We start from the raw sequence: 24,405 nt of genomic DNA, 5'->3' as shown, positions 1-24,405 counted from the left end.
TGTGAATTTTTATATTTGGAGTAAGGTTTTCACAGGTAAATTCCGGATTTTAGGTGGCAGATAGCAGGCTGAAGGTTACATTTTGTATCTCACATCAGGAAAACCCTTTTTTTAACCTCAATGTCTCTCATCTATCCATCTATTATCTATCTGTCTATTATCTATCTGTCTATTATCCCAACTCTCACTCTCAACAACAAAAAAACGAACCCTGTTCCGGATCCGTTTTATGTTGAATTTCAGCTATCTTCTGAAGAATTTATATTTTCGTAAGTTTTGCGTATTTCAGAATCAGGTTTTTCTCACCTTCATGCATGAAAACAACTTTGGCTTTGATATTCTGAGGATCTGTTCCGTCCAGGAAAGTCACTTCCCCTATTCCGAAACGGTCGTGTCTTACTTTATCGCCTACTTCAATATCCTGGGAAGAAGCTCCGCTTGGATTGATGATTTTAGCGGTACTTACAGGTTTCAGTTTTCTTACTTCGGGAGCAGGCTGTGAAGTTTCTCCCCTGTCGATGGTTTTCTTCTCTACTTTTCTGAAAGAGCGCTGTTCGGAAGGGTGTTCATCAAAAATATTGGATTTCAGTCCGGCGTTATTGATGAATCTTTTTTCCATGGCCGGATTGATGAACTCAATATATTCCTCATCTACCTCGCTTAAGAATCTTGAAGGTTCGGCATCTGTAATTTTCCCCCACTGGAAACGGGAAACGGCATAGGAAAAGAAAACCTGCTTCTCTGCTCTGGTGAGTGCTACATAAAACAGACGTCTTTCTTCTTCCAGATCTTCCCTGGTCGCAGAGCTCATAAAGCTCGGGAAAAGGTTTTCTTCAAGACCAACCAGATGAACCACGGGGAACTCCAGACCTTTTGAAAGGTGAATCGTCATCAGGGAAACCATATCATCTTCAAGATCTTTATCCTGGGTATCCGCAGACAGGGCAATATTTTCAAGGAAGTTGGAAAGGCTTGGATCCCCGTCTTCCAGCTGCATCTGTTCTTCAATAAACCCCTGCATGGAGTTCATTAATTCCTGTACGTTTTCTACCCTGGAAATTCCTTCCGGAGTCTGGTCGTCTTTTAAAAACTTGATCAGCCCGCTCCGTTTTGCCACTTCCATAGCCACACTGTATGCGGTTTCGGTTTTCAGCAGTACCTGGAATGCTTTGATCATCGACCAGAAATCGTTCAGTTTATTTAAAACTCCGTTATTTAAGCCTAATTGCGGAGCATACATCGGAAGGTTATCCAGTACTTTTGAAACGGAAACATTCTGGGCATCTGCAAAAACAATCAGTTTGTTCTGAGTGGTTTCCCCGATTCCTCTTGCCGGATAATTGATGATTCTGGTGAGTGCTTCAGAATCGTTTTCATTGATCAGAAGTCGGAGATAGGCGATCAGGTCCTTTACCTCTTTTCTTTGGTAGAAAGAAAGTCCGCCATATACTTTGTATGGAATATTTTTACGTCTTAGTGCATCTTCAAACGCTCTGGTCTGAGAGTTGGTTCTGTACAGGATTGCAAAATCACTGTATTTTCTCTGGTCACGGTTGCGCAGTTCCCAGATATTTCCGGCTACGAAATTGGCTTCATCCGCATCGGAGAGGGAACGGTATACTTTAATCTTATCTCCTTCTTCGTTATCACTGAACACATTCTTTTTGAACTGCTGAAGGTTTTTGGCAATCACTACATTCGCAGCATTTACAATCGTCTGGGTTGAACGGTAATTCTGCTCCAGCGAAACGGTCATAGCGTCCGGATAATCTTTTTTAAAGTTGAGGATATTATAAATGTTCGCTCCACGGAAAGAGTAGATCGACTGGGCATCATCCCCCACCACACATATATTTTCAAATTTTGAAGCCAGCGCTTTTACAATAAGATACTGTGAATGGTTGGTATCCTGGTACTCATCCACCATGATATACCTGAACCGGTCCTGGTATTTCGCCAGCACTTCCGGAAAACGGGTTAAAAGTTCATTGGTTTTCAGCAGCAGGTCGTCAAAATCCATGGATCCGTTTCTGAAACATGCTTCCACATATTTCTGATAGATCTGTCCGATGAATTTCATATTGGCCTTTTCATCTGCTTCCATCAGTTCAGGATTGTTGAAATACGCTTTTACTGTGATCAGGTTGTTCTTATAGGTAGAAATTCTGGCCTGAACTTTTTTAGGTTTATAAAGATCGGCATCGATATTCATATCTTTCAGCACTTTCTTGATCACATTCAGGGCATCCTGCTGGTCATAGATCGTAAAATTGGAAGGGTATCCCAGATAATGAGCCTCAATTCTGAGGATTCTGGCAAAAACAGAGTGAAAGGTTCCCATCCAGAGGCTTCTTGCATTGCTGGTTCCTACAACCTTAGCAATACGGTCTTTCATTTCGCGGGCTGCTTTGTTGGTAAAGGTAAGCGCCAGGATATTGAAAGGGTCTACTCCGTTATTGATCAGGTGGGCAATACGCATCGTAAGTACCCGTGTTTTTCCGGAACCCGCTCCTGCAAGTACCATAAGAGGTCCCTGTAACGTGGTAACGGCTTCATATTGTGATTCATTGAGTCCTTTCAGATAATCCATGCTGCAAAAATTTTTGGAACACAAAATTAGTGCATTCAGAGGAGAATTCAAATTATGAAACTCATTTAACTTCCGGTTGGGTATTCTCAGAGGATTTTAACCCTGTTCTTGTATTTCTTCTTTTAATTTGCTTTTTTAAGCACGGTCCATTGTTCTCCATCAAACTTATATTCGGTATCCGTCATAAAAGAATTGCCGGTCAGCATAATTTCAACATGGTAAGGATTTTTAAAATGTATTTCTACTTTAATATAATTTCCCGGTTCTTTTCTTTTTTTCGTCATTACGATTCTTCCTTGCCCTTCTATTCTGTATTTCATCAGATAACTGTATAGGGAGGGATCCAGAAACTCCTTTAATTCAGGTAACAGCTCCTCCGGCCAGAGTTTATTACCAAAATAAATTTCAGCTATGTCTTTCCGGCTGTACAGGTTCTCAAGAGCTGTTTTATTCCAGAATTTTGCTTCTTAGATAATTGGCCCGATCATACTCCCAACTCCGGCTGCAGCCATCTCCGTAATGACAGCCTGGTCCCCAGTCGATTAATGTAATATGAAACTGTATGTTTTTAAAATTATATTTTTTGATCTGGTCCGGCAGAGTACGGCTAAGCTGATTATAAGCTTTATCTATATCTTGGTAATCCCTCCTCAGTTTTGCCATTTCCAGGCTGTCTTCTTTTCTCTTCTTTTCACAATCAAATCTGTAAGGTTCGGGGCAGCCCTTATATTCAGGTAAACCGATATGATAAGGGCACTCATCATCTTTATCAACAACACCGTCATCATCACTGTCAGGCCACGGGCAGCCATTATTTTCAACAGGTCCCGATTCTTTGGGACACAGATCCAGATAAAAAAGAATTCCGTCCTTATCTTCATCAGAAAGACAGGTTTTCCTGGTAAATTCCTTACGGCACTTATTGAAGGCTTCTTTACCTTTAATACCCTGTGCTTTTACCCATACATTAAACAAAACAAATAATACAATGCAGTAAATTTTCATTCCGGTTTTAAAATAATTTGTCAGTTTACACAAAAATGAAAAAAAAGCATGAGGAAGTGTAACAAATACTCTGTTTTCTCTACTAATTTATGCAAAACAATTTCTGCTTTATGAAAAAACGACTTCTTTCTGTTGCAGCTGCATCTTTTTTCGGATTGATGCTGAATGCACAGCAAATTAAATTCGAAGAGTATGATCTGCCAAACGGCCTTCACGTAATCCTTCACCAGGACAATTCTGCACCGGTAGTTACCACAGGAGTGATGTACCATGTAGGAGCCAAAGATGAGGCTGCCAAAAGAACAGGTTTCGCTCACTTTTTTGAACACCTTCTGTTTGAAGGCACTCCTAACATCAAAAGAGGCGAATGGATGAAAATTGTTTCTTCCAACGGAGGACAGAACAATGCCAACACGACCAACGACAGAACTTATTATTATGAAACTTTCCCTTCCAACAACGAGCAGCTGGGTCTCTGGATGGAAGCTGAAAGAATGCGTCATGCCGTAATCAACCAGATCGGGGTGGACACGCAGAGAGAAGTTGTAAAAGAAGAAAAGAGACTGAGTATGGATAACAGACCGTACGGAAACCTTTTCACGGCCATTCTTAACAATATGTTTACCAACAGCCAGTATCACTGGTCTACGATTGGTTCCATGGAAGATCTGAATGCTGCCAAGCTGGAAGAATTCCAGAATTTCTATAAAAAATACTATATCCCGAATAACGCTACACTGGTAGTTGCCGGAGATATCAAGCCTGAACAGACCAAGAAATGGATCCAGGAATACTACGGAGGAATCCCGAAAGGAACTCCTGTTACCAGAACCTATACAAAGGACGCTACTATTACCCAGGAAAAAGTAGTAACCTATACAGATGCCAACATCCAGCTTCCTGCTTATATCTACGGATACAGAACCCTTTCCAACACGGAAAGAGATTCTAAAGTACTGGAAATGCTTTCTGCCTACCTGAGCGGTGGAAAATCTTCGGTTTTATACAAAAAACTGGTAGATCAGGATAAAAAAGCTTTACAGGTTTCTGCCAACCCTATTGCTTTTGAAAAAGACGGGGTTTTTGCATTTTTTGCCATCCCGATGGGGCCAACTCCTGAAGCAGATCTGAGAAAAGTAATTGATGAAGAGATCAAAAAAGTTCAGACCTCATTAATTTCTGAGGAAGATTATCAGAAACTTCAGAACCAGTTTGAAAATCAGTTTGTAAATGCCAACTCAAGTATTCAGGGAATTGCTGCTTCACTGGCAACCAACCATGTACTGATGGGAGATACCAACCTTATCAACAAGGAAATCGACATTTACAGATCGATCACCAGACAAGATCTGCAAAATGCTGCCAAAAAGTATCTGAATCCTAACCAAAGAGTGATCATTAATTACCTTCCTGAGAAAAAGTAATCTACGGAGTACCAGGAAAAATTGATTACCATAATAATTTTTACAAATGAAAAAGCAATTAACATATATAGCGGCAGCATTTTTATTCGCAGGAATGCTTTCTGCACAAAAAATAGACCTTAACGCAATGCCAAAGCCGGGACCAACACCTGCCATCAACATTGCCAAGCCAAAAACTTTCCAGATGAGCAACGGACTTACGGTAATGGTGGTAGAAAACCATAAACTGCCAAGAGTAAGCGCCAGCCTTTCTATGGACAGACCTCCTTATTATGAAGGTAATGTAACCGGTGTAAGCGAGATCATGGCAGAACAGCTTGAAAACGGAACTAAAAATTTAAGCAAAGACGAATTCAATAAAAAGATAGACTTCTTAGGAGCCAGAATCAATTTCAGCTCTGCCGGGGCTGCCGCAGGATCTTTATCCAAATATTTCCCTGAAGTTTTAGCGCTGATGGCAGATGCTATCGTAAACCCTAATTTTTCTGCCGAGGAAATCAAAAATTCCAAAGACAGAACGATTGAAGGTTTAAAGGCAGACGAAAAAAATGCTCCTTCCATTGCATCAAGAGTATCCAATGCGCTGATGTATGGGAAAAATACTTCAAGAGGTGAATTTGAAACGGTTGAAACAATCAGTAAAATTCAGCTTTCAGATGTACAGAACATTTATAACAAATACTATACTCCGGACAACGCTTATCTTGTGATTGTAGGGGATGTGAAGTTTGACCAGATAAAATCTCTGGTTGAAAAATCTTTCGGAGGATGGAAAAAAGCAGGTACCAAGTTCGCAGCGTTAGAGCCGGCTTCCAACCTGGCAAAAACAGAAATCAATGTAGTGGATGTTCCTTCAGCAGTACAGTCAGTAGTATCTGTGGGAAATCTGACTACCTTAAAAATGAAGGACCCTAACTATTTTGCAGCGACTATTGCCAATTATATTCTGGGAGGCGGTGCTGAAGCCAGACTTTTCATGAATCTCCGTGAGAAGAACGGATTCACTTACGGGGCTTACTCCAGTCTGAGTGCCAGCAAATATACTCCGGTATTTTCTGCTGAAGCCAGCGTAAGAAATGAGGTGACTGACAAAGCTGTTAAGGAATTCATGAATGAACTTAGCGGAATTACCACGATAAAACCTGAGGAATTAGAAAATGCAAAAGCAAAACTGAAAGGATCTTTCATCATGTCTCTTGAAAAACCTGAGACTATTGCAAGATTCGCTTTAAACCAGAAAGTTCAGGATCTTCCGGCAGATTTCTACGCAAATTACCTGAAGTCTATTGACAAAGTAACGGTTGCTGATGTTTCTGCGGCTGCCAAAGCTACTATTCTTCCCAACCAGAGCAGAATTTTCATCGCAGGAAAAGGTTCTGATATTTCTGAAGGACTGGAAAAACTGGGGTATCCTGTAAAATATTTTGACAGGGAAGCCAATCCTATCGCAAAACCTGCTGCACAGAAGGTTGACGCCAATGTAACCACTGCATCTGTTGCTGATAAATACATCAATGCAATCGGAGGTATGGCAGCTGTACAGAAAGTAACGTCTATTTCTTCTGATGCTACCACAAAAATCCAGGGAATGGATATGAGCATGAAACTGATCCAGGCAAAAGGCGGAAAAATGCTTATGGAACTGAAGATGGCAGGAAATACGCTTCAGAAAATTGTTTTTGACGGTAAAGAAGGTTACCAGCAGATGCAGGGACAAAAGCTTCCTTTAACAGATAAAGAAAAAGCTGAAATGATAGAACCTGAACTTTTCCCTGAACTTACTTTCGCTAAATCTGCGGATATTAAGGTAGCAGGAATCGAAAAGTACAACAATGAAGATTCATATGTATTAAAAGGTCCTAAAGGCACTTATTATTACAGTGTAAAAACAGGTCTTAAAACCGGAGAGGTGAAAGTATCCGAAGGCGGATCTATTCCTACCAGCTTCAACAATTACAAAGAGGTTTCAGGGGTTAAACTTCCTTTTACCATCATTCAGAATATGGGGGGTATGGATGTAGATCTTACCGTACAGTCTTATCAGCTGAATCAGGCTAAAGATTCTGATTTTAAATAAAACAAGCCTGTTTTCATATAAAAAACGGCAGCTTTTGCTGCCGTTTTTATTTTAAATAATATTTGCAGGCATCTTTTTTTGTCATTCAGTAAAAAAAGATTAAATTTGCCCATTCAAAAAGATATCAGAATTAATGGATACTATATTTACACTATTGATGGTTCTTGTTATGATTGCCAGCATTTTATTGGTAATCGTTGTTATGGCTCAAAATCCAAAAGGAGGAGGCCTTTCCAGTACTTTCGGAGGTGCATCTTCTGCACAGTTTGGGGTACAGAGAACCAATGATTTCATGGAAAAAGCAACATGGACGTTAGGCGGGGTTATTATCGTTCTTATCCTTATCAGTGTTGTGGTTACCGGGAAACCTTCAACAGCAGCTCCGGCACAGCAACAACCTGTGAAAAAAGAAGCTCCGGCAAAACAGCAGTCTGCTCCGGCTTCTACTACAACTCCGGTGCAAGCTCCGGCAGCTCCGGCAAAATAAGAAAGTCAATACTTTACATAAAACAAAAGCAGTTCAATAATTTGAACTGCTTTTTTATTTGAGCCTGATCTTTTCAATCTGATGTCTGAGTTTTAAACCAGCCTTTAAAAATGAATACTGAAGCGGTTTGGAGTTTTTATAATACTTATCAATAAAGATCTGCATGGCTCCGTAAAATCTTGCGAGATAGACTTCATCTTTTACCGTGCTCTCTCCTTTGTGATGAAGAATGGAAGCTTTTCCGTAATAATAATTCTTATAGCCGTTTTTTAATAGCGTATAACAAAGATCAATATCTTCGCCGTACATGAAATAGGCTTCATCCAGCCCTCCTATTTTTTCATATACGTCTTTTTTCACCAGCAGAAATGCTCCGGTAACGACATCTACTTCCGCAATGGCATATTCATCAATATCATTTCTGTAATAAGACTTTGAACTATTCTTTTTAAAGTTCGTAAACAGCTTTTCAAAAGAATTGAACATATCAGGAACAGAACGTTTGCTTTCAGGCAGGAAAACACCTGCTGCATCGTGCATCCTTACCCCAAGTCCGCCAAAATCCGGCTTGGAATCTGCAAAATCCAAAAGTTCACTGATGTAAAAATCCTCAAATTCCGTATCGGGATTCAGGATCAGAAGATATTCTCCGGATGCCGTTTTAATAGCTCTATTATTGGCTTTAGCGAAACCGTCATTAGATTCGGAAGCAATGAAACGGACATTGGGAAATTCAGCGATCAGATCTTTCCACGAGCGGTCTGTGGAAGCATTGTCGATAACGATGATCTCACAGGTATTCTCATCCGTGTATTTCCGAACAGATAAAAGACAGCTTCTGAGCAGCCGGGTAACATTATAGTTAACGATAATTACTGACAGCTTCATATTAGTCTTTTTCGTTATACGGAAGCCTGTTGATGATCGATCTTCCCAAAGAAACCTCATCGGCATACTCCAGCTCATCCCCTACTGAAATTCCCCTGGCAATGCTTGAAAAGCTTACATCAAAGTTTTTAAACTTTTTATAAATATAATAAGCCGTTGTATCTCCTTCCATCGTAGCACTCAATGCAAAAATAAACTCTCTGACCTTTCCTTCATTCAGTTTTCTCTCAATACTCGGAATATTCAGCTGAGAAGGTCCTACCCCTTCCATTGGCGAGATTTTCCCTCCCAAAATAAGGTATTTCCCCGTATATTTCCCTGTATTTTCAATAGCAATAACGTCTCTTACATCTTCTACGATACAGATCAGCTCACCATTTCTTTTTTCATTATCACAAATTTCGCATACATCAAAATCAGAGAAATTATGACATTCTCTGCAGTATTTTATTTCACTGACAAGATTGATCAGGGAATTTCCGAGACCTACCGCCCTGGAACTGGGCTGTTTCAATAAATGAAGAGCCAGCCGCAAAGCCGTTTTCCGCCCTATTCCGGGCAGTCCCGAAATTTCATCCACTGCCTTTGCCAAAACTTTACTAGGATAATCCATAGCGCAAAAATAAGGAATATAGTTGAGGAGTGCCAGTGGTTGGGGAAGGGTTTTTAAGTTGGAGATTTGATGTTTGATGTTTGATATTTAAATGACTGCAGTCTTATGTCTATCATCTATCCGTCTATCATCTATCCACCTTCATCTTTCATCCTCCCTCCCCTCTTTTTTTCTCAATCTCTAAAAAACCTTTATCTTTGGCTTCTCAAATATTAATTGAAGAAAAATAAACTCAATGGTACTAAAAAATCTTAATTATCCGCTGGACTTCAAATTTAAAATCACCACACTGGCCAGCGACTTTAACATTACAGACAGAAACGGGAACTATGTAGCCTATGTCCGTCAGAAAATGTTCAAACTAAAAGAAGATGTTATTGTTTTCAATGATGAAAGCAAATCTAAAGAACTGTTCAGAATCAGAGCCAACCAGTGGATTGATTTCAATGCATCCTACTCTCTGAATGACGTTACTGAAAACAAAAATTACGGAAGACTGGCCAGAAAAGGGATGCGTTCTATCTGGAAAGCAAGCTATGACATTCTGGATGCTCATGATCAGCCTAAATTCAAAGTACAGGAAGACAGTGCATGGGTAAGATTCTGGGATGGCTTCGTGGGTGAAATCCCCATTATCGGAATGTTTACCGGCTATTTCCTTAATCCGTCTTACACGGTAACCGGGATTGACGGGAAAGCTTATTTTAAAATGAAAAAGATGCCTTCTTTCTTCGGAAGAAGATTCCAGCTGGACAGAATGATCGATATTGATGATGAAGACGAAAGTCTTGTGATCTTATCCTTACTGATGATGGTTCTTCTGGAAAGAGCAAGAGGCTAAACCATAAAAGCAACAGACAATGAAATATCTGATTATTTTCTTTTCAGCATTACTTTTAACAGCCTGTAAAAAGGACAAAGATTCTGTTACTGGCGGTACATCCGCATCAGATTCTCTGAATATGACAAAAGATTCTGCAAAAGTTCAGGCTTCATCAGACAAAATCCTGGTGGATATTTTCCCTTTTCCGAAAGAGATCAAAGAATGTTCATGTTATTTTGCCAAAAATAAAGCCGATTTTGAAGCAGAAAAATACATTTATGCAGATGATGCCGGAAAAACAGCTTATATGAAACTGGACGGGCAGAGACTGGCCATGAACCTGATCTCTTCAAGTGATATGGAAGCTGATGAAGAGCTTACCAAAGAAATAGAAAACGACAATTACAAAATCTCTGTAAAGGGTAAGAAAATAAAAGGCGAAGAAGCTTTATTATTCGAAGGCACCCTGACGATTGAAAAACCGGACGGAACGGCAGAAACAATGCCAATTTACGGAGAATGCGGCTGTTAAAAGGATAAAGATAGCCTAATGGCCACAATAATCCTAAAAAACGACTTACAAAAATGCTTCCAGATTCACGGAAGCATTTTTTATTTCGTAATTTTGAGAAAAATAAATTTCATGGAATTATCTAATATAGAACCGCAGATTATCTGGAAAAATTTCTCCAGGCTGAATGCGGTTCCAAGACCATCAAAGAAAGAAGAAAAAGTAATTGCTTTCATTAAAGAATTTGGTGAAAACCTCGGACTTGAAACTACGGTAGATGAAGTAGGAAATGTAATTATTAAAAAACCGGCTACTGCAGGAATGGAAAACCGCAAATCCGTTGTGCTTCAGTCGCACCTGGATATGGTATGCCAGAAAAATAATGACATTAATTTTGATTTTGAAACGGAAGGCATCAGAATGGAAGTTGACGGAGACTGGGTGAAGGCAAAAGGAACGACCCTGGGAGCTGACAACGGTTTGGGAGTAGCGACAATCATGTCGATCCTTGAAAGTTCAGACATTCCTCACCCTGCGCTGGAAGCCCTTTTCACCATTGATGAGGAAACCGGAATGACAGGAGCCTTAGGATTAAAACCGGGCCAGCTTACCGGAGATATTCTGCTGAATCTTGATACGGAAGAAGATGACGAAATCGATATAGGCTGTGCAGGAGGGGTTGATGTAACCATTACCCAGCAATATGAAACAGAAGCTCCGAAAGGACAGATTGTAAGAATTGAAGTGAAAGGACTTCAGGGAGGACATTCCGGAATGGATATCCATAAAGGTTTCGGAAATGCCAATATTATCCTGGGAAGACTTCTTTATAACGGCTTGGCAAAAGAAAACATCCAGCTGATCTCTATTGACAGCGGAGGTCTTAGAAATGCAATTCCAAGAGAGGGAGTTGCTGTGGTTTCTGTAAGAAATGCACAGGAATTCATTGAAGAGGTAACGGTTCTTAAAAAAGAGATTTTAGAAGAATTTACTTCTGTTGAGCCGGGAATCCAGATCAATATTGAAAACTCTACCTCAGCAGATAAAGCGATTTCTGAAAACGATTCCAGAAAGATCATTCTTGCCTTAAAATCCCTTCACAATGGGGTTTACAGAATGAGTCCGGACGTGAAAGATCTTGTAGAAGCGTCTAATAACGTAGCCAGAGTGGAATTAAAAGGCGGAGAGCTTAAAATACTCAACCTTACCAGATCATCCGTAGAATCTTCAAAATATTCTGTGGCAGAACAACTAAAATCCGTAGCGGAATTAGCCGGAATGAATGTAGAATTCAGCGGCTCTTATCCCGGATGGAAACCCAAACCGGGATCTGAGATCGTTCAGCTGATGGAAAAGCTATACACGGAAAAATTCGGGGAAAAGCCTCATGTGGTAGCCTGCCATGCAGGGCTGGAATGCGGAATTATCGGGGCCAATTATCCGGAAATGGAAATGGTAAGCTTCGGGCCTACGATCCGCGGAGCACATTCTCCTGATGAAAAAGCGAATATCCCTTCAGCACAGAAGTTCTGGAGCTTTACAAAAGATATTTTAGCGAATATCCCTTTGAAATAAATGAATAATATTGCTATATTGAATATCCAAAGTCTTATGATTTTGGATATTTTTAATTTTAAACTTATTTAACGATGAAAAGTATCACCGTATTTTGCGGCTCAAGCTTCGGCTCGGATAAAATCTATGAAGAACAGGCCTTTTTACTGGGCAAAACATTGGCCAAGCAAGGTATACAGCTTGTATACGGAGGCTCGGAAACCGGCTTAATGGGAACAATTGCCAACGGAGCCTTAAGTGAAAGCGGAAAAGTAACCGGCATTCTTCCCCAGTTTTTAAAATCCAGAGAAATCGCCCATAAAAATTTAACGGAACTTATTCTTGTGGAAACCATGCACGAGAGAAAGACTAAAATGAATGAACTTTGTGATGGTGTTATCGTCCTTCCGGGTGGTTATGGAACATTGGAGGAGTTCTTCGAAATGATCACCTGGGCACAGCTTGGTCTTCATAAAAAACCCATTGGAATTCTCAATATTGATGGCTTTTATGATGATCTCATCAGATTGGTTCAGAATATGGTAGATAAAGGCTTTTTAAAGCAGGTGAACAGCGATATGCTGCTGATCAGCAATACGATTGACGAGCTGTTGGATAAGATGAGAAATTATCAGGCACCTACAGTTGGTAAGTGGATTTCGAAGGATAAAGTTTAAAATAATGTTGATAAATGATGATTAAATTTATATTGATATTATTCTCTTCATTCCTTTTAAATAATTTTTGTAAGGCGCAAAAATCAAGATACATCTTCAAAGAATATACAAATGATCTGAATAATGATAAAATTCCTGACAATATAGAAATTGAAAGCGTCAAATGTAAAAATAATTATATTGGAGATGATGATATGAAATGTAGAATTGTAAGAATAGACTTGTTACAAAAAGATGGAACATCCTCATTTTCTACATCAAACAATAATATTGTGCCTTGTTCAGACTGTAATGAAGATCTCACAGATCCTTTCAAGGATTTAAAAATTAGAAAGAATAGTTTTTCTATTATTCTAGCCTACCAATTTGTTCCAGAAGGGACAAAAATGAAACAAATAATTACTTTTAAGTATGATAAACTTTCAAATAATTTCATTCTTCACAAAGAAGTTAGAATATCTGAATCCTATAAAAATGGGGAAGTTGAAAGTAAAACAAAAGTTCAAACGGTTAAAGATTTTGGAACAATTTATTTTTCAGATTACAGATAATAGCTTTTTTAGCATAAACAAAACCTCCCGAAGAAAATCTTCAGGAGGTTTTTATATTAATTAAATTTAAAATATTCTTAAGGATAAGGAGCAATTTCCACTTCCAGTCCTTCCATTTCATTCACAATATGCAGCTGGCATCCCAGTCTGCTGTTGTCTTTTACATGGAAAGCTTCTGCAAGCATGGCATCTTCTTCGGCACCCATCGGCTCAAGCCCCGGATCGTTGATTACATACACCTGGCATGAAGCACACATGGCCATTCCTCCGCATACACCAATGGTTCCTTCTTCGGCCAGTTCGTAGGAACGGATGATTTCCATGAGGTTCATAGACATATCCGTAGGGGCTACTACATCGTGGGTTACTCCTTCTCTATCGGTGATTTTAATATTGATATCGTTCATTTACTGATAATTGCTGGTTAATAGTTAATGACAGACAGATTTTTCGTTTCAGATACTGTCATTTTCCCGCAGCAAATTTAGTCAATTTTTTTAACAACTGCCTTCTCAGCTTCTTTACGGCTTCCGTCAAATCCGTCTACTCCACTTACGGTTGTATATTTCAGAACGAATTTCTTACCTGGGTTCAGTCTGTTGTATACACTCTGACACATTAAGGTAGCTTCGTGGAATCCGCAAAGGATCAGCTTTAGTTTCCCCGGATAGGTATTGATATCACCAATCGCATAGATCCCATCGATATTGGTCTGATAATCCAGTGCATTGTTGACTACGATCGCATTTTTTTCGATATTTAATCCCCAGTTTCCTATTTCTCCCAGTTTCGGAGTCAGACCGAATAAAGGAATGAAATAGTCTGTTTCGATATCATAAGCCTCCTGGCCTTCTACTTCTACGGTAATGGCTTCTACTTTGCCTTCTCCTTTGATGGCTGTAACTTCAGCAGGGGTAATCAGCTTGATTTTTCCCTGGTTTTTAAGATCCTGAACTTTTTCTACGGAATCAAGAGCTCCTCTGAACTCATTTCTTCTGTGGATCAAGGTTACTTCACTTGCTACATTGGAAAGGAAGATACTCCAGTCAAGGGCGGAATCTCCACCTCCTGCAATCACCACTTTTTTATTTCTGAAGTGTTCAGGTTCTTTCACGAAATATTCAAGACCTTTTTCTTCATAATCAGCGATATTGTCAATCGTAGGCTTTCTAGGTTCAAATGTTCCCAATCCTCCTGCAATGGCAATTGCTTTCGCTCTGTGAACTGTTCCTTTGTTGGTGATCACTTCAAACCACTCATCATCAACTTTAGTGTAAGAAACTGCAGTTTCTCCCAAAGTGAATCCAGGCTGGAACTGCTTGATCTGCTCCATTAAATTATCGATCAGTTCTCCGGCATTTACCGAAGGATACCCCGGAATATCGAAAATAGGCTTTTTAGGATAAAGCTCGGCTAACTGTCCTCCCGGCTGTGGAAGCGCATCAATAATATGGCACTTCATTTTCAATAATCCTGCTTCAAATACAGCAAAAAGCCCGGTAGGCCCGGCACCTATGATCAATATATCGGTAGTTATCATAATAAAAAGATAATTTAATTATACATATAAGTGCAAATTTACTAATTTTAATGCGAAGCATATTTAATTGATTCTAAATAAAAACCTGAGATTTATCAAATACCTTCAAATATCCGGTGTTTTTGAATTTGGCAGTGTTTTTGTAAAAGTCATACCATGAAGAAAATTTTAAACCTTTTAGCAGTATTCCTGTTCTTTCTGGGTAACGCCCAGGTTGATAATATCGCTGACGGTGAATCTATTACCCTCAGAATACATTATGGCATCCTGAATGCAGGAACCGCCAATCTCACCACCAAAACCACAAACTATATGGGAGTACCCCATCTGTATGTGAAAGGGACAGGACAAACCACCGGGGCTGTAAAAGCATTCTTTAAGGTAGAAGACCTCTATGAAAGTTTTATCAATATACAGACGGGCCTCCCGAGTTTTTATGTACGAAATGTACGTGAAGGCAGCTACCGCCAGCACTTTGAGACCGTTTTCAACCATAATGACAATACACTGATCTTAACAGACAGGAAAACTCCTGCTAACGGCTCAAAAGTGATTAAATCGGTAAAAGGAGTTCAGGATATGCTTTCCTGCTTCTATTATCTGAGAAGCAAAAGTCCCAATGAACTGAAAGTAGGTACTGTGATCAATATGAATGTATGGATTGATGACGAAATGTTTCCGTTCCAGCTGAAAGTAACCGGAACCGAGGATCTGAAAACAAAGTTCGGAAAGATCAACTGTCTGAAAATTATCCCGTCTGTGAAAAGCGGAAGGGTTTTCAAGGAAAAAGAAGGGGTTACCATGTGGGTTTCCAATGATGCCAACCATGTTCCTATGCTGTTGAAAGCTGAACTTGCCGTAGGCTCTTTAAAGGCCAGTATTGACGATTACAAAAATGTAAAGTATCCTTTAAAGTTTACCAAGTAAGAGCTACCTGTTTCTATAAAATAAGATGTCTGTAAAATTTTACAGGCATTTTTTATTCCGGATGTAATATTTTCCGGCAGTCGGCTGTCTTAATAATAACAGCAGGGAAAAGACAGCATAATTTACCGCAATCTCTCCCGGCATCCTTAAAAAAACACGTTGTAATTTTTCAATAAGATCGTTTTTAATTACGTTTTGTTTCTTAGGTCAGTAATTAAAAACAAAACCCTCCGGAAATTCCGGAGGGTTGATTTTTTATAATGTTTTGAACTGTTCTAAAGTTCTGATGTCATTTTCAAAGAACATACGGATATCGCTCATCTGGTAAAGAAGCATGACGATTCTTTCAATTCCCATTCCGAAAGCATAACCTGAGTATTTCTCGGCATCAATATTCACGTTTTTAAGAACGGCAGGGTCTACCATTCCGCATCCCATGATTTCCAGCCATCCTGTACCTTTGGTGATTCTGTAATCTGTTTCAGAGTTTAATCCCCAGTATACATCAATTTCGGCACTCGGCTCGGTGAACGGGAAATACGAAGGTCTCATTCTGATCTTTGATTTTCCGAAAAGTTCCGTAGTGAAGAACTGGATGGTCTGTTTAAGATCTGCAAAGCTTACGTTCTCATCAATATACAATCCCTCGATCTGATGGAAAATACAGTGTGAGCGTGAAGAAACCGCTTCATTTCTGAATACTCTTCCCGGAGATAAAATTCTGATAGGCGGCTGATTTTCTTCCATATAACGGATCTGTACGGAAGATGTATGCGTTCTTAAAAGAATATCAGGATTCTGCTCAATGAAGAAAGTATCCTGCATATCTCTTGCCGGATGGTATTCAGGAAGATTCAGGGCTGTAAAGTTGTGCCAGTCGTCTTCAATTTCAGGACCGTCGGCCACAGCAAAACCTATCGACTTGAAAATTTCGATAATTCTGTTTTTTACCAGGTTGATGGGATGTCTTGATCCCAGTTCCAAAGGAAAGGCAGGTCTTGTAAGATCTTCTTTTTCAACAACAACCGAAGACTGGGAAGCTTCTTTAAGATCTTCCAGCTTTCCGTTCACCGCCAGTTTCAAAGAATTGATTCTCTGTCCGAACTCTTTCTTCTGGTCGTTAGGAATTGTTTTTAATGTTTCGTAAAAATCATTCAGAACACCCTTTTTACCATTGTACTTGATTCGGAAGTTTTCTATTTCCTCCTTTGATGTAGCATTGAAGCCGTTTACCTCGGTAAGTAGTTCTTCTATCTTTTCTATCATTGTTTTACCCTTTCAAAATGTTTTGCAAAAATACGGTTTTTAAGTTTAATAATGAATCTGTCATAAAAAAATCTGCCCCTTTTTCGGAGGCAGACTTCAATCACTTATTTCACTTAAATAAAAAAATTATTTCTTTTCTAAGGCTTTAACGTTGATCTGAAGGGTTACCTCATCTTTGATCACTCCGTTTTCAGCAGGAGCCTGGAATTTCACGCCAAACTCTTCTCTTTTAATATCTTTAGGCTCAGTAGCTACACTTACTTCTCCGTCTTTTACAGAGACATTGGCTTTAAACTGAACCGGTTTTGTAATGCCTTTGATGGTTAAATTTCCATCCAGCATGGTATTGTAATCTCCTTCGGTAGCCGGAGTCACTTTAGTAATTTCAAAAGAAGCAGTTGGGAATTTTTCCACTTCAAAGAAATCGCCGCTCTTAAGATGCCCGTTCAGTTTACCTAAACTTTCTGCGTCGTCTTTAAGGTCTACTGACGTTAAAGAGTTCATATCGGCAACAAACTTTCCGCTTTCAAGCTTTCCGTCCTTTACCGTCACATCACCACTTTCAAACTTAATGGTTCCGAAATGGCTGGTATTTTCAGATTTGAATACTTTATATCCTTTCCACTCCACTTTACTGTTCAGCGTATCCAGTGTATACTGGCTTCCTTCTTTAGTAGTCGTCACTTCATTGCTTTCACTGGTAAGAGGTTTGTCTTTTTTACAGGAAACCATCACAGCGGCTATAAATAAAGCGGGAATAGCTAATGAAAACAGTCTTTTTCTCATTTTTTGATATATTTTTATTACTTCTGCTAATATAATAAAAAAAATTATGTTTTCATAAAAACCTTACATTTGTATGATGCTATTAGAAATAAACAATTTATACTTCTCTCATACCCAGGAAAAACCGCTGTTTCAGAACCTCAATCTGCGATTTGAGGAAGGAAAAATCATTGCTCTGGCAGGAGAAAGCGGTTGCGGAAAATCTACCCTTCTCAGCCTTATTTACGGACTGCTGGATTGGGAAAGCGGTGAAATTATTTTTAATGGAATTCCTCTTCTGGGCCCGAAAGGCAACCTTGTTCCCGGTGAAGCGGAAATGAAATTCGTAGCCCAGAATTTCGACCTTATGCCCTATGCTACTGTTGCGGAAAATGTAGGAAAGTTTATTTCCAATATCAATTTAAATCAAAAAAGAGAAACCGTTACAGAACTTCTGGAAGTGGTAGGACTTCAGGAATTTGCCCATGTCCTTCCTAAATATTTAAGCGGCGGACAACAGCAGAGAGTGGCCATTGCAAGGGCATTGTCTGTACTGCCTAAAATGCTTATTCTGGACGAACCTTTCAGTAATCTGGATTTTCCGAGAAAGATAGAACTCCGTGAAAGGCTGTTCAGGTATGTGAAGCAGCACCGGATCTCCCTGATCATTTCCACTCACGAGCTTCAGGATGTCATGCCGTGGCTGGATCAGATCGTGATTCTTCAGGACGGAAGATTAATTCAGAATGACGGACCGGAACAGACCTACAGAAATCCTTACAATTCTTATGTTGCCAAACTTTTCGGAGAAGTGAATATTTTTAATGAAACCGAGGCTGCCGATTTCCGGATTTCCAGATCTTTTTATTACCCGAAAGAAATAAAACTCACCGAAAACGGGCTGGAAGCTGAAGTTCTTGAGAGCAGATTCGCAGGAACCCACTACTGGAATAAAATCAGGGTAAAAGACAAGGAACTTGTGATGTATACTGATGAAAAGATACACGGAATGATCCGTATCTCATTAGTGTAATAAACCGCTTCCTGAACAGGCTTCCGATTTCCGGCATTCTTCATAACGTAAAGATTATCTTATACTTATTGTTAGTTTGTGGATAAAAAAAACACAAATACAGCACATCGTTATTAAACTTTTTCTTACATTTGTATCTACACAGCATAAGGAAATTTTTGGTTAATTCTCTTTCTGCCTTGAGACGGACATTAGCAGTTCTTTGCAATTAAGTCTTTGAAAGATTACACTGTCCAATTCTTTCCTTTTTTTGTGGCCTTTCCACAAATGGTTTTTGCCTGATAACTAAAAAATTAAGATAAGTAAAAGCTTTTCCCTTCTTAAACTTTGTATTGCCTTGCTAAGTTTACGCCTTTGTTTATCTTAAAATAACACTCAATTATTATTTTTTCTTTGTCTTGCCTTTGTGAGTAAATCCTTCTGCCATTAATACACAAATTAATTTATGGCATCTGTAAAGTATGGAAAAAAATTAACGCAAAGCTGATGAGGGGTACTGCTGATTTCAGAAAGCAAAGATAAGAATCAACTCCGTTGATTCGATGAAGCGGACGTTACACACATGCGTTTTATTCATACCTGAACTCTTAAACAAGGATGCTTATTTTCTGCAACAAAATCTGCTCAATCTGCATGATCCGCGAGACTAAAAAAATTAAGATAAACAAAAGCCTTTCCCTTCTTAAACTTTGTATTGCCTTGCTAAGTTTACGCCTTTGTTTATCTTAAAATAACACTCAATTATTATTTATTCTTTGTCTTGCCTTTGTGAGTAAATCCTTCTGCCATTAATACACAAATTAATTTATGGCATCTGTAAAGTATGGAAAAAAATTAACGCAAAGCTGATGAGGGGGTACTGCTGATTTCAGAAAGCAAAGATAAGAATCAACTCCGTTGATTCGATGAAGCGGACGTTATACACATGCGTTTTATTCATACCTGAACTCTTAAACAAGGATACTTATTTTCTGCAACAAAATCTGCTCAATCTGCATGATCCGCGAGACTAAAAAATTAAGATAAACAAAAACCTTCCCTTAATTAAGCTTAGTATTGCCTTGCTAAGTTTACGCCTTTGTTTATCTTAAAATAACACTCAATTATTATTTATTCTTTGTTTTGGCTTTGTGATTAAATTTTTCTGCCACTGATATATAAATTAATTTATGGCATCTGTAAAGTATGAAAAAAAAATTAACGCAAAGCTGATGAGGGGTACTGCCGATTTCAGAAAGCAAAGATAAGAATCAACTCCGTTGATTCGATGAAGCGGACGTTACACACATTCGTTTTATTCATACCTGAACTCTTAAACAAGGATGCTTATTTTCTGCAACAAAATCTGCTCAATCTGCATGATCCGCGAGACTAAAAAAATTAAGATAAACAAAAACCTTTCCCTTAATTAAGCTTAGTATTGCCTTGCTAAGTTTACGCCTTTGTTTATCTTAAAATAACACTCAATTATTATTTATTCTTTGTTTTGGCTTTGTGATTAAATTTTTCTGCCACTGATGCACTAATCATAATGATTAGTGCATCAGTGGCAGAAAATATTTTGATAATTTCTTTTATTTTTTATTGAAATTCAATTACCTGTCGTTAAAAGCCAGCTGCATTACGCCTTCTTCACAAATTCCGATTTCAGAGCCATTGCACCAAAACCATCAATTTTACAGTCAATATTATGATCGCTTCCCGGGCGGAGACGTATATTTTTAACTTTTGTTCCCGCTTTTACCGGTTTTGGAGCTCCTTTTACCGGAAGATCTTTGATCACCACCACAGAATCACCATCCATCAGCTCATTTCCGTTTGAATCCAGGATTTTACCTTCACTGGCAGTCTCCACGGCAGTTTCTTCAGGATTCCATTCGTAGAAACACTGGGAACATACCATCATATTATCGCTCGGATAGGTAAATTCAGAGCTGCATTTCGGACAAAGTACAGTATCACTCATATTTTTAATTTTTTGCAAAGGTAGAGCTTTTTGGGGGTTAAAGTCAAGAGGGAGAAGAGACATAGACAGAGAGATAATAGACAGAGAGATAATAGACGGATAGATGAGAGACATGGAGGTTGGAAAAATAAAAAGGGAGTTTGTTTCACAGGGGCATGAGGAAAAGCTGTTGATTTCAAAAGCTGACAGGCGAAGCGAATTGACGATTCACTATTCACCCCTTATCCCTCTCCGGCATCCAAACTTTCCAACTCTCAACTATAATTCGTACTTTTGCAGATTCAAAACAGCAGACCCAATTATGGAACTTATTCACAGAAACCTGGCGATCGGAATTCACGATGCTTTACAGGAAACATTTTTCGAGAAAAATAAATATGCCGATAAAGTAATCGAAAGACTTTTAAAAGCTAATAAAAAATGGGGAAGCCAGGACAGAGCCGTTGTTTCTGAAATCTTCTATAATATCATCCGTTGGAAAAGACGTCTTGAATATTATATGGGAGAAGGGGTAAAACCCGGCAACATCTATAAACTTATCCTTGCTTATCTGCTTTGGAGCAAAACCAATTATAAGAAATTTGAAGAGTTTGACGGAATAAAAATCGCAGATATCCTTACCAAGCTTAAAAAGAACACGGTTCCTACCAAAGCTATTGAACATTCTATCCCTGAATGGCTGGCCGAAACCCTGGAAAAAGAACTGGGTTCCGGATGGGAAAAAGAAATGCACGCCCTGAACGAGCAGGCTCCGACTGTTTTAAGAACCAATACCTTAAAAACATCTACCAAAGAACTTATTTCTGATCTTGCCGATGAGAACGTAGTTTCCTACCCTATCAAAAACTATCCGGATGCCGTACAGCTGGAAGAAAAGAAAAATGTATTTCTTACCACGGCTTTCAAAGAAGGATTGTTTGAAGTTCAGGATGCTTCTTCTCAGAAAATAGGGTACTTCCTTGATGTAAAAGAAGGACAGAGGGTGGTAGACGCATGTGCAGGAGCCGGCGGAAAAACCCTTCACCTGGCTGCATTGATGGGAAATAAAGGACAGATCATCGCTCTGGATATCTTTGAATGGAAGCTTGCCGAATTGAAACGCCGTGCCAAAAGAGCCGGTGCACACAATATCGAAACCCGTATGATTTCTGACAATAAAGTGATCAAACGTCTTCATGAAAAAGCAGACCGCCTTCTGATTGATGCTCCATGTTCAGGACTGGGAGTTTTAAAAAGAAACCCGGACAGCAAATGGAAAATCGACCAGGATTTCATCGACAGAATTAAAAAAGAACAGCAGCAGATCCTTCAGGATTATTCCAAAATGCTGAAAAAAGGTGGAAAAATGGTGTATGCAACCTGTTCTATTTTACCTTCAGAGAACAATCTTCAGGTAGAGGAATTCCTTAAAAACAACCCTGGATTCAGGATGATCAAAGATGAAAAGGTGATGCCGAGCACAGGATACGACGGATTCTATATGGCACTCATTGAAAGGATTTCCTAAACCGGATTTATCAATACAATATATCAACTACTCTATTTTCAGGGTAGTTTTTTTGTATATATTGCAGACATAAAAACTTATTCTGTCATTAGACACAATAACCTTACCAGCTTTCATTTTCCAGAATAAACAATTTTCTTTCCTCCGGTAAGCGAACGTGATATTCAACCATAATGGTATCTCTGTAATTTAATTTTTCTGCTAAATCCTGAGAAAGCTGTCCTAAAATCTGAATTTTCAACTCTTCACTGCTTATTGGCCGGCCAAAATTAAAGTATGACGAATAATAGGTTTTTACATTGCCAAACTTCTTCACTTTCACCTTCGGTATATGAACCAGACAAAAATTCACAAGCAGCAGCAATACAAATTAAAAGATGTATTTCATGGGATTCGTTTTATCCTGAACGTAACATTTATACATTTATTACCTACTCATTCTTTTGAAACCTCTTATAGATATTAACCTTATCTTTGAGAAAAACCTATCTCTAAAATTATGTTTAAAAAGACTGCATTAAGCTTTTTTATGGTATTCCTGTTCTGCCTGATCTCCGCGCAGACCTATGAAATTCAGTACACCAGCTCCTATAACGGCAAAGTAGTGTCTGACCAACCCCTTACCCTTGTATGGACCAATGAAAAAGAAAATTTCATCCTGAACCAGGCCATCCGGGAGCAAAAGAGCAGCTACCCTTTTGAGATCACCAAAGTGGAAAAGCCTTCCAATACCGTTGTCTCTTATGCATTTCTGAAACCGGGGGAAACCATTTCTTCCTCAGATGCGGAATCTGTAAAAAAGCAGACTTTTGAAATGACGACAGAAACTAAAAAAATATTAGGTTACACCTGTAAAAAAGCGGTTACCAAGATCAATTCCAATACCATCGAGGTCTGGTACACCAACGATTTAAAGATCAATGGCGGGCCGTCTGTTCTCGGGCAGAATTTAGGATTGGTACTGGAAGTGGAAAGAAACAAAAATTCACTGATCACTGCTACTTCCATTAAAAAAATCAGGAAAACGGATATTGACCAAATTATCAAAGGGTCTGTACAGACTACCGACCTTTCAGGCTATAAAGATCTTCTATGGAAAAGCCGTTTCACCACACTGAAAGTTTTCGAAAACGAAACGATCAATTTTTCAGATGAATCCAGATCAAATGAAGATGTAAAAAAATTTGCAAACGGAACAATTATTCTTAAAAAAGTAAAGTTTCCTGTCATCAGAGAAGGGGAAAATATCTTTGTAGAACTGAAGCAGCAATCTAACGGTGATGCCTATGACAGAACCGGAACCGTATTCTTTATTCCGCAGGATAAAGCCGTTTCTTTTTTTGACGGACTGGAAAAAGGAGCCAAAACACTTCCTGTTTATGAGAATGGAAACGGAAAACAGTATTATGGAGTGACAGCTGACGAAAACTATACTCCTGCCGTAGAAATGATGCGTTTCTTTACCGCTTTCGGCATCCATAAATTCAATCATATCCAGCTTAAAGGAAAAGACTGGCAGACCGTCAGCCCTTTCCGGCAGGATATTACAGAACTGAAACCCTCTCTTTCCGAAAAAGAACTGTGGATAGGTGCTTTTATAGGCAATTACGATAAAGGCGGCCACAAGGTAAGCCTTGAAATTACGATTCATAAAAGCGATCAGACTGTTCATAAAAATAATACGGTCATTCCGCTTTTCAACACACTGAACATTATGGAAATGGCCGGACAGGATTATTCCACAATGTTTGATAAGGACAAGGGTCTTTTTGTGGAGTTCACTTTAAAGAAGGACCTGAAAAATGCCCAGCTCCGCTTTACAACAACCGGGCACGGAGGCTGGGAAAACGGCGATGAATTTGTTCCCAAACCCAATGCTATCTGGCTGGACGGAAAAATGACCTTTTCTTTTATACCGTGGAGAACAGACTGCGGATCTTACCGCCTTTATAATCCTGCTTCCGGTAATTTTCCGGATGGTCTGTCTTCATCAGACCTCAGCAGATCCAACTGGTGCCCGGGAACGGTTACCAATCCCAATTTTATTCCTCTCGGTGATCTGAAAGCCGGTAAACACACGTTACAGGTAAAAATTCCGCAAGGTCCTGCGGAAGGAACAAGCTTCAGTTCCTGGAATGTTTCAGGGGTTTTACTGGGGTCCCAATAAAACAAAACCTTCTTGCAAAGAGAATTGCAAGAAG

Annotated in this window: 21 protein-coding genes and 1 pseudogene; 12 read left to right on the top strand and 10 right to left on the bottom strand. The window is 39.1% G+C overall.

Translation table 11 applies throughout. The annotated features are described in order from the left end of the window. Window positions 1-259: 259 nt before the first annotated feature. From AC106S_RS08855 to AC106S_RS08845, 3 genes and pseudogenes are all read right to left on the bottom strand, one after another. On the bottom strand, window positions 260-2,590 hold the full coding sequence (locus AC106S_RS08855) for an ATP-dependent helicase (protein ID WP_482438710.1): 2,331 nt from the start codon (window positions 2,588-2,590) through the stop codon (window positions 260-262). A 122-nt stretch (window positions 2,591-2,712) separates the two neighbouring features. Then, window positions 2,713-2,910: a hypothetical protein gene (locus AC106S_RS08850; protein ID WP_482438709.1), complete on the bottom strand. Its 198-nt coding sequence runs from the start codon at window positions 2,908-2,910 to the stop codon at window positions 2,713-2,715. Between the two features lie 388 nt (window positions 2,911-3,298). Then, window positions 3,299-3,472 (bottom strand): annotated as a pseudogene (locus tag AC106S_RS08845) (OmpA family protein); the annotation flags it as partial. A gap of 233 nt (window positions 3,473-3,705) precedes the next feature. Here AC106S_RS08845 and AC106S_RS08840 point away from each other — a divergent pair. The 3 genes from AC106S_RS08840 to secG all read left to right on the top strand — a co-directional run bounded on the left by AC106S_RS08840 (window position 3,706) and on the right by secG (window position 7,583). After that, the gene (locus AC106S_RS08840; RefSeq protein WP_482438708.1) at window positions 3,706-5,019 is read left to right on the top strand and encodes a M16 family metallopeptidase; all 1,314 of its coding nucleotides are present in this window, start codon (window positions 3,706-3,708) and stop codon (window positions 5,017-5,019) included. Between the two features lie 46 nt (window positions 5,020-5,065). Next, window positions 5,066-7,096 carry a M16 family metallopeptidase gene (locus AC106S_RS08835; protein ID WP_482438707.1) on the top strand — a complete coding sequence of 677 codons (2,031 nt, stop codon included), beginning with the start codon at window positions 5,066-5,068 and terminating at the stop codon, window positions 7,094-7,096. Window positions 7,097-7,229: 133 nt separating this feature from the next. After that, on the top strand, window positions 7,230-7,583 hold the full coding sequence (gene secG / locus AC106S_RS08830; RefSeq protein ID WP_482438706.1) for a preprotein translocase subunit SecG: 354 nt from the start codon (window positions 7,230-7,232) through the stop codon (window positions 7,581-7,583). A gap of 54 nt (window positions 7,584-7,637) precedes the next feature. Here secG and AC106S_RS08825 read toward each other — a convergent pair whose 3' ends face one another. Further along, complete coding sequence (locus AC106S_RS08825) at window positions 7,638-8,471, bottom strand: glycosyltransferase family 2 protein (protein WP_482438705.1); 834 nt, start codon at window positions 8,469-8,471, stop codon at window positions 7,638-7,640. A gap of 1 nt (window position 8,472) precedes the next feature. Continuing rightward, on the bottom strand, window positions 8,473-9,084 hold the full coding sequence (gene recR, locus AC106S_RS08820) for a recombination mediator RecR (protein WP_482438704.1): 612 nt from the start codon (window positions 9,082-9,084) through the stop codon (window positions 8,473-8,475). Between the two features lie 235 nt (window positions 9,085-9,319). Between recR and AC106S_RS08815 the strand changes: the two genes are divergently transcribed. From AC106S_RS08815 to AC106S_RS08795, 5 genes are all read left to right on the top strand, one after another. Beyond that, entirely contained in the window at window positions 9,320-9,925 is a 606-nt protein-coding gene (locus AC106S_RS08815; protein ID WP_482438703.1) for an LURP-one-related family protein, read from the top strand. 19 nt (window positions 9,926-9,944) lie between these two features. Then, window positions 9,945-10,439 (top strand): hypothetical protein, encoded by a 495-nt coding sequence (locus AC106S_RS08810; protein ID WP_482438702.1) that lies wholly within the window; start codon window positions 9,945-9,947, stop codon window positions 10,437-10,439. A gap of 111 nt (window positions 10,440-10,550) precedes the next feature. Beyond that, window positions 10,551-11,993: an aminoacyl-histidine dipeptidase gene (locus AC106S_RS08805; protein ID WP_482438701.1), complete on the top strand. Its 1,443-nt coding sequence runs from the start codon at window positions 10,551-10,553 to the stop codon at window positions 11,991-11,993. A gap of 74 nt (window positions 11,994-12,067) precedes the next feature. Then, complete coding sequence (locus AC106S_RS08800) at window positions 12,068-12,649, top strand: LOG family protein (RefSeq protein ID WP_482438700.1); 582 nt, start codon at window positions 12,068-12,070, stop codon at window positions 12,647-12,649. A gap of 14 nt (window positions 12,650-12,663) precedes the next feature. Then, window positions 12,664-13,200 carry a hypothetical protein gene (locus AC106S_RS08795; RefSeq protein ID WP_482438699.1) on the top strand — a complete coding sequence of 179 codons (537 nt, stop codon included), beginning with the start codon at window positions 12,664-12,666 and terminating at the stop codon, window positions 13,198-13,200. Between the two features lie 77 nt (window positions 13,201-13,277). On the opposite strand, the gene AC106S_RS08790 is transcribed toward AC106S_RS08795, so the two are convergent. Together AC106S_RS08790 and AC106S_RS08785 are read right to left on the bottom strand one after the other, a co-directional pair. Beyond that, window positions 13,278-13,607, bottom strand: a complete 330-nt coding sequence (locus tag AC106S_RS08790; RefSeq protein WP_062701105.1) for a 2Fe-2S iron-sulfur cluster-binding family protein — start codon at window positions 13,605-13,607, stop codon at window positions 13,278-13,280. A gap of 77 nt (window positions 13,608-13,684) precedes the next feature. Continuing rightward, window positions 13,685-14,740 (bottom strand): NAD(P)/FAD-dependent oxidoreductase, encoded by a 1,056-nt coding sequence (locus AC106S_RS08785; protein WP_482438698.1) that lies wholly within the window; start codon window positions 14,738-14,740, stop codon window positions 13,685-13,687. Between the two features lie 156 nt (window positions 14,741-14,896). Between AC106S_RS08785 and AC106S_RS08780 the strand changes: the two genes are divergently transcribed. Further along, a complete protein-coding gene (locus tag AC106S_RS08780) occupies window positions 14,897-15,667 on the top strand; it encodes a DUF3108 domain-containing protein (protein ID WP_482438697.1) in 771 nt (256 codons plus the stop codon). 255 nt (window positions 15,668-15,922) lie between these two features. On the opposite strand, the gene pheS is transcribed toward AC106S_RS08780, so the two are convergent. Beyond that, on the bottom strand, window positions 15,923-16,933 hold the full coding sequence (gene pheS / locus AC106S_RS08775) for a phenylalanine--tRNA ligase subunit alpha (RefSeq protein WP_482438696.1): 1,011 nt from the start codon (window positions 16,931-16,933) through the stop codon (window positions 15,923-15,925). 126 nt (window positions 16,934-17,059) lie between these two features. Further along, window positions 17,060-17,719 (bottom strand): YceI family protein, encoded by a 660-nt coding sequence (locus AC106S_RS08770; protein WP_482438695.1) that lies wholly within the window; start codon window positions 17,717-17,719, stop codon window positions 17,060-17,062. A gap of 76 nt (window positions 17,720-17,795) precedes the next feature. Between AC106S_RS08770 and AC106S_RS08765 the strand changes: the two genes are divergently transcribed. Continuing rightward, window positions 17,796-18,731: a sulfate/molybdate ABC transporter ATP-binding protein gene (locus tag AC106S_RS08765; protein ID WP_482439570.1), complete on the top strand. Its 936-nt coding sequence runs from the start codon at window positions 17,796-17,798 to the stop codon at window positions 18,729-18,731. A 1,621-nt stretch (window positions 18,732-20,352) separates the two neighbouring features. Here the strand turns inward: AC106S_RS08765 and AC106S_RS08760 are convergent. Next, entirely contained in the window at window positions 20,353-20,697 is a 345-nt protein-coding gene (locus AC106S_RS08760; RefSeq protein ID WP_482438694.1) for a zinc ribbon domain-containing protein YjdM, read from the bottom strand. A gap of 301 nt (window positions 20,698-20,998) precedes the next feature. Here AC106S_RS08760 and AC106S_RS08755 point away from each other — a divergent pair, with 301 nt between their 5' ends. Beyond that, a complete protein-coding gene (locus AC106S_RS08755) occupies window positions 20,999-22,204 on the top strand; it encodes an RsmB/NOP family class I SAM-dependent RNA methyltransferase (protein WP_482439569.1) in 1,206 nt (401 codons plus the stop codon). A 499-nt stretch (window positions 22,205-22,703) separates the two neighbouring features. Beyond that, the gene (locus tag AC106S_RS08750; protein ID WP_482438693.1) at window positions 22,704-24,371 is read left to right on the top strand and encodes a GLPGLI family protein; all 1,668 of its coding nucleotides are present in this window, start codon (window positions 22,704-22,706) and stop codon (window positions 24,369-24,371) included. The last annotated feature ends 34 nt before the right edge of the window (window positions 24,372-24,405 follow it).

The organism is Chryseobacterium sp. FR054, from assembly GCF_056844565.1.
Note: the sequence above shows the minus strand (reverse complement) of the source record. Positions and strands in the feature narration are given on the sequence as shown.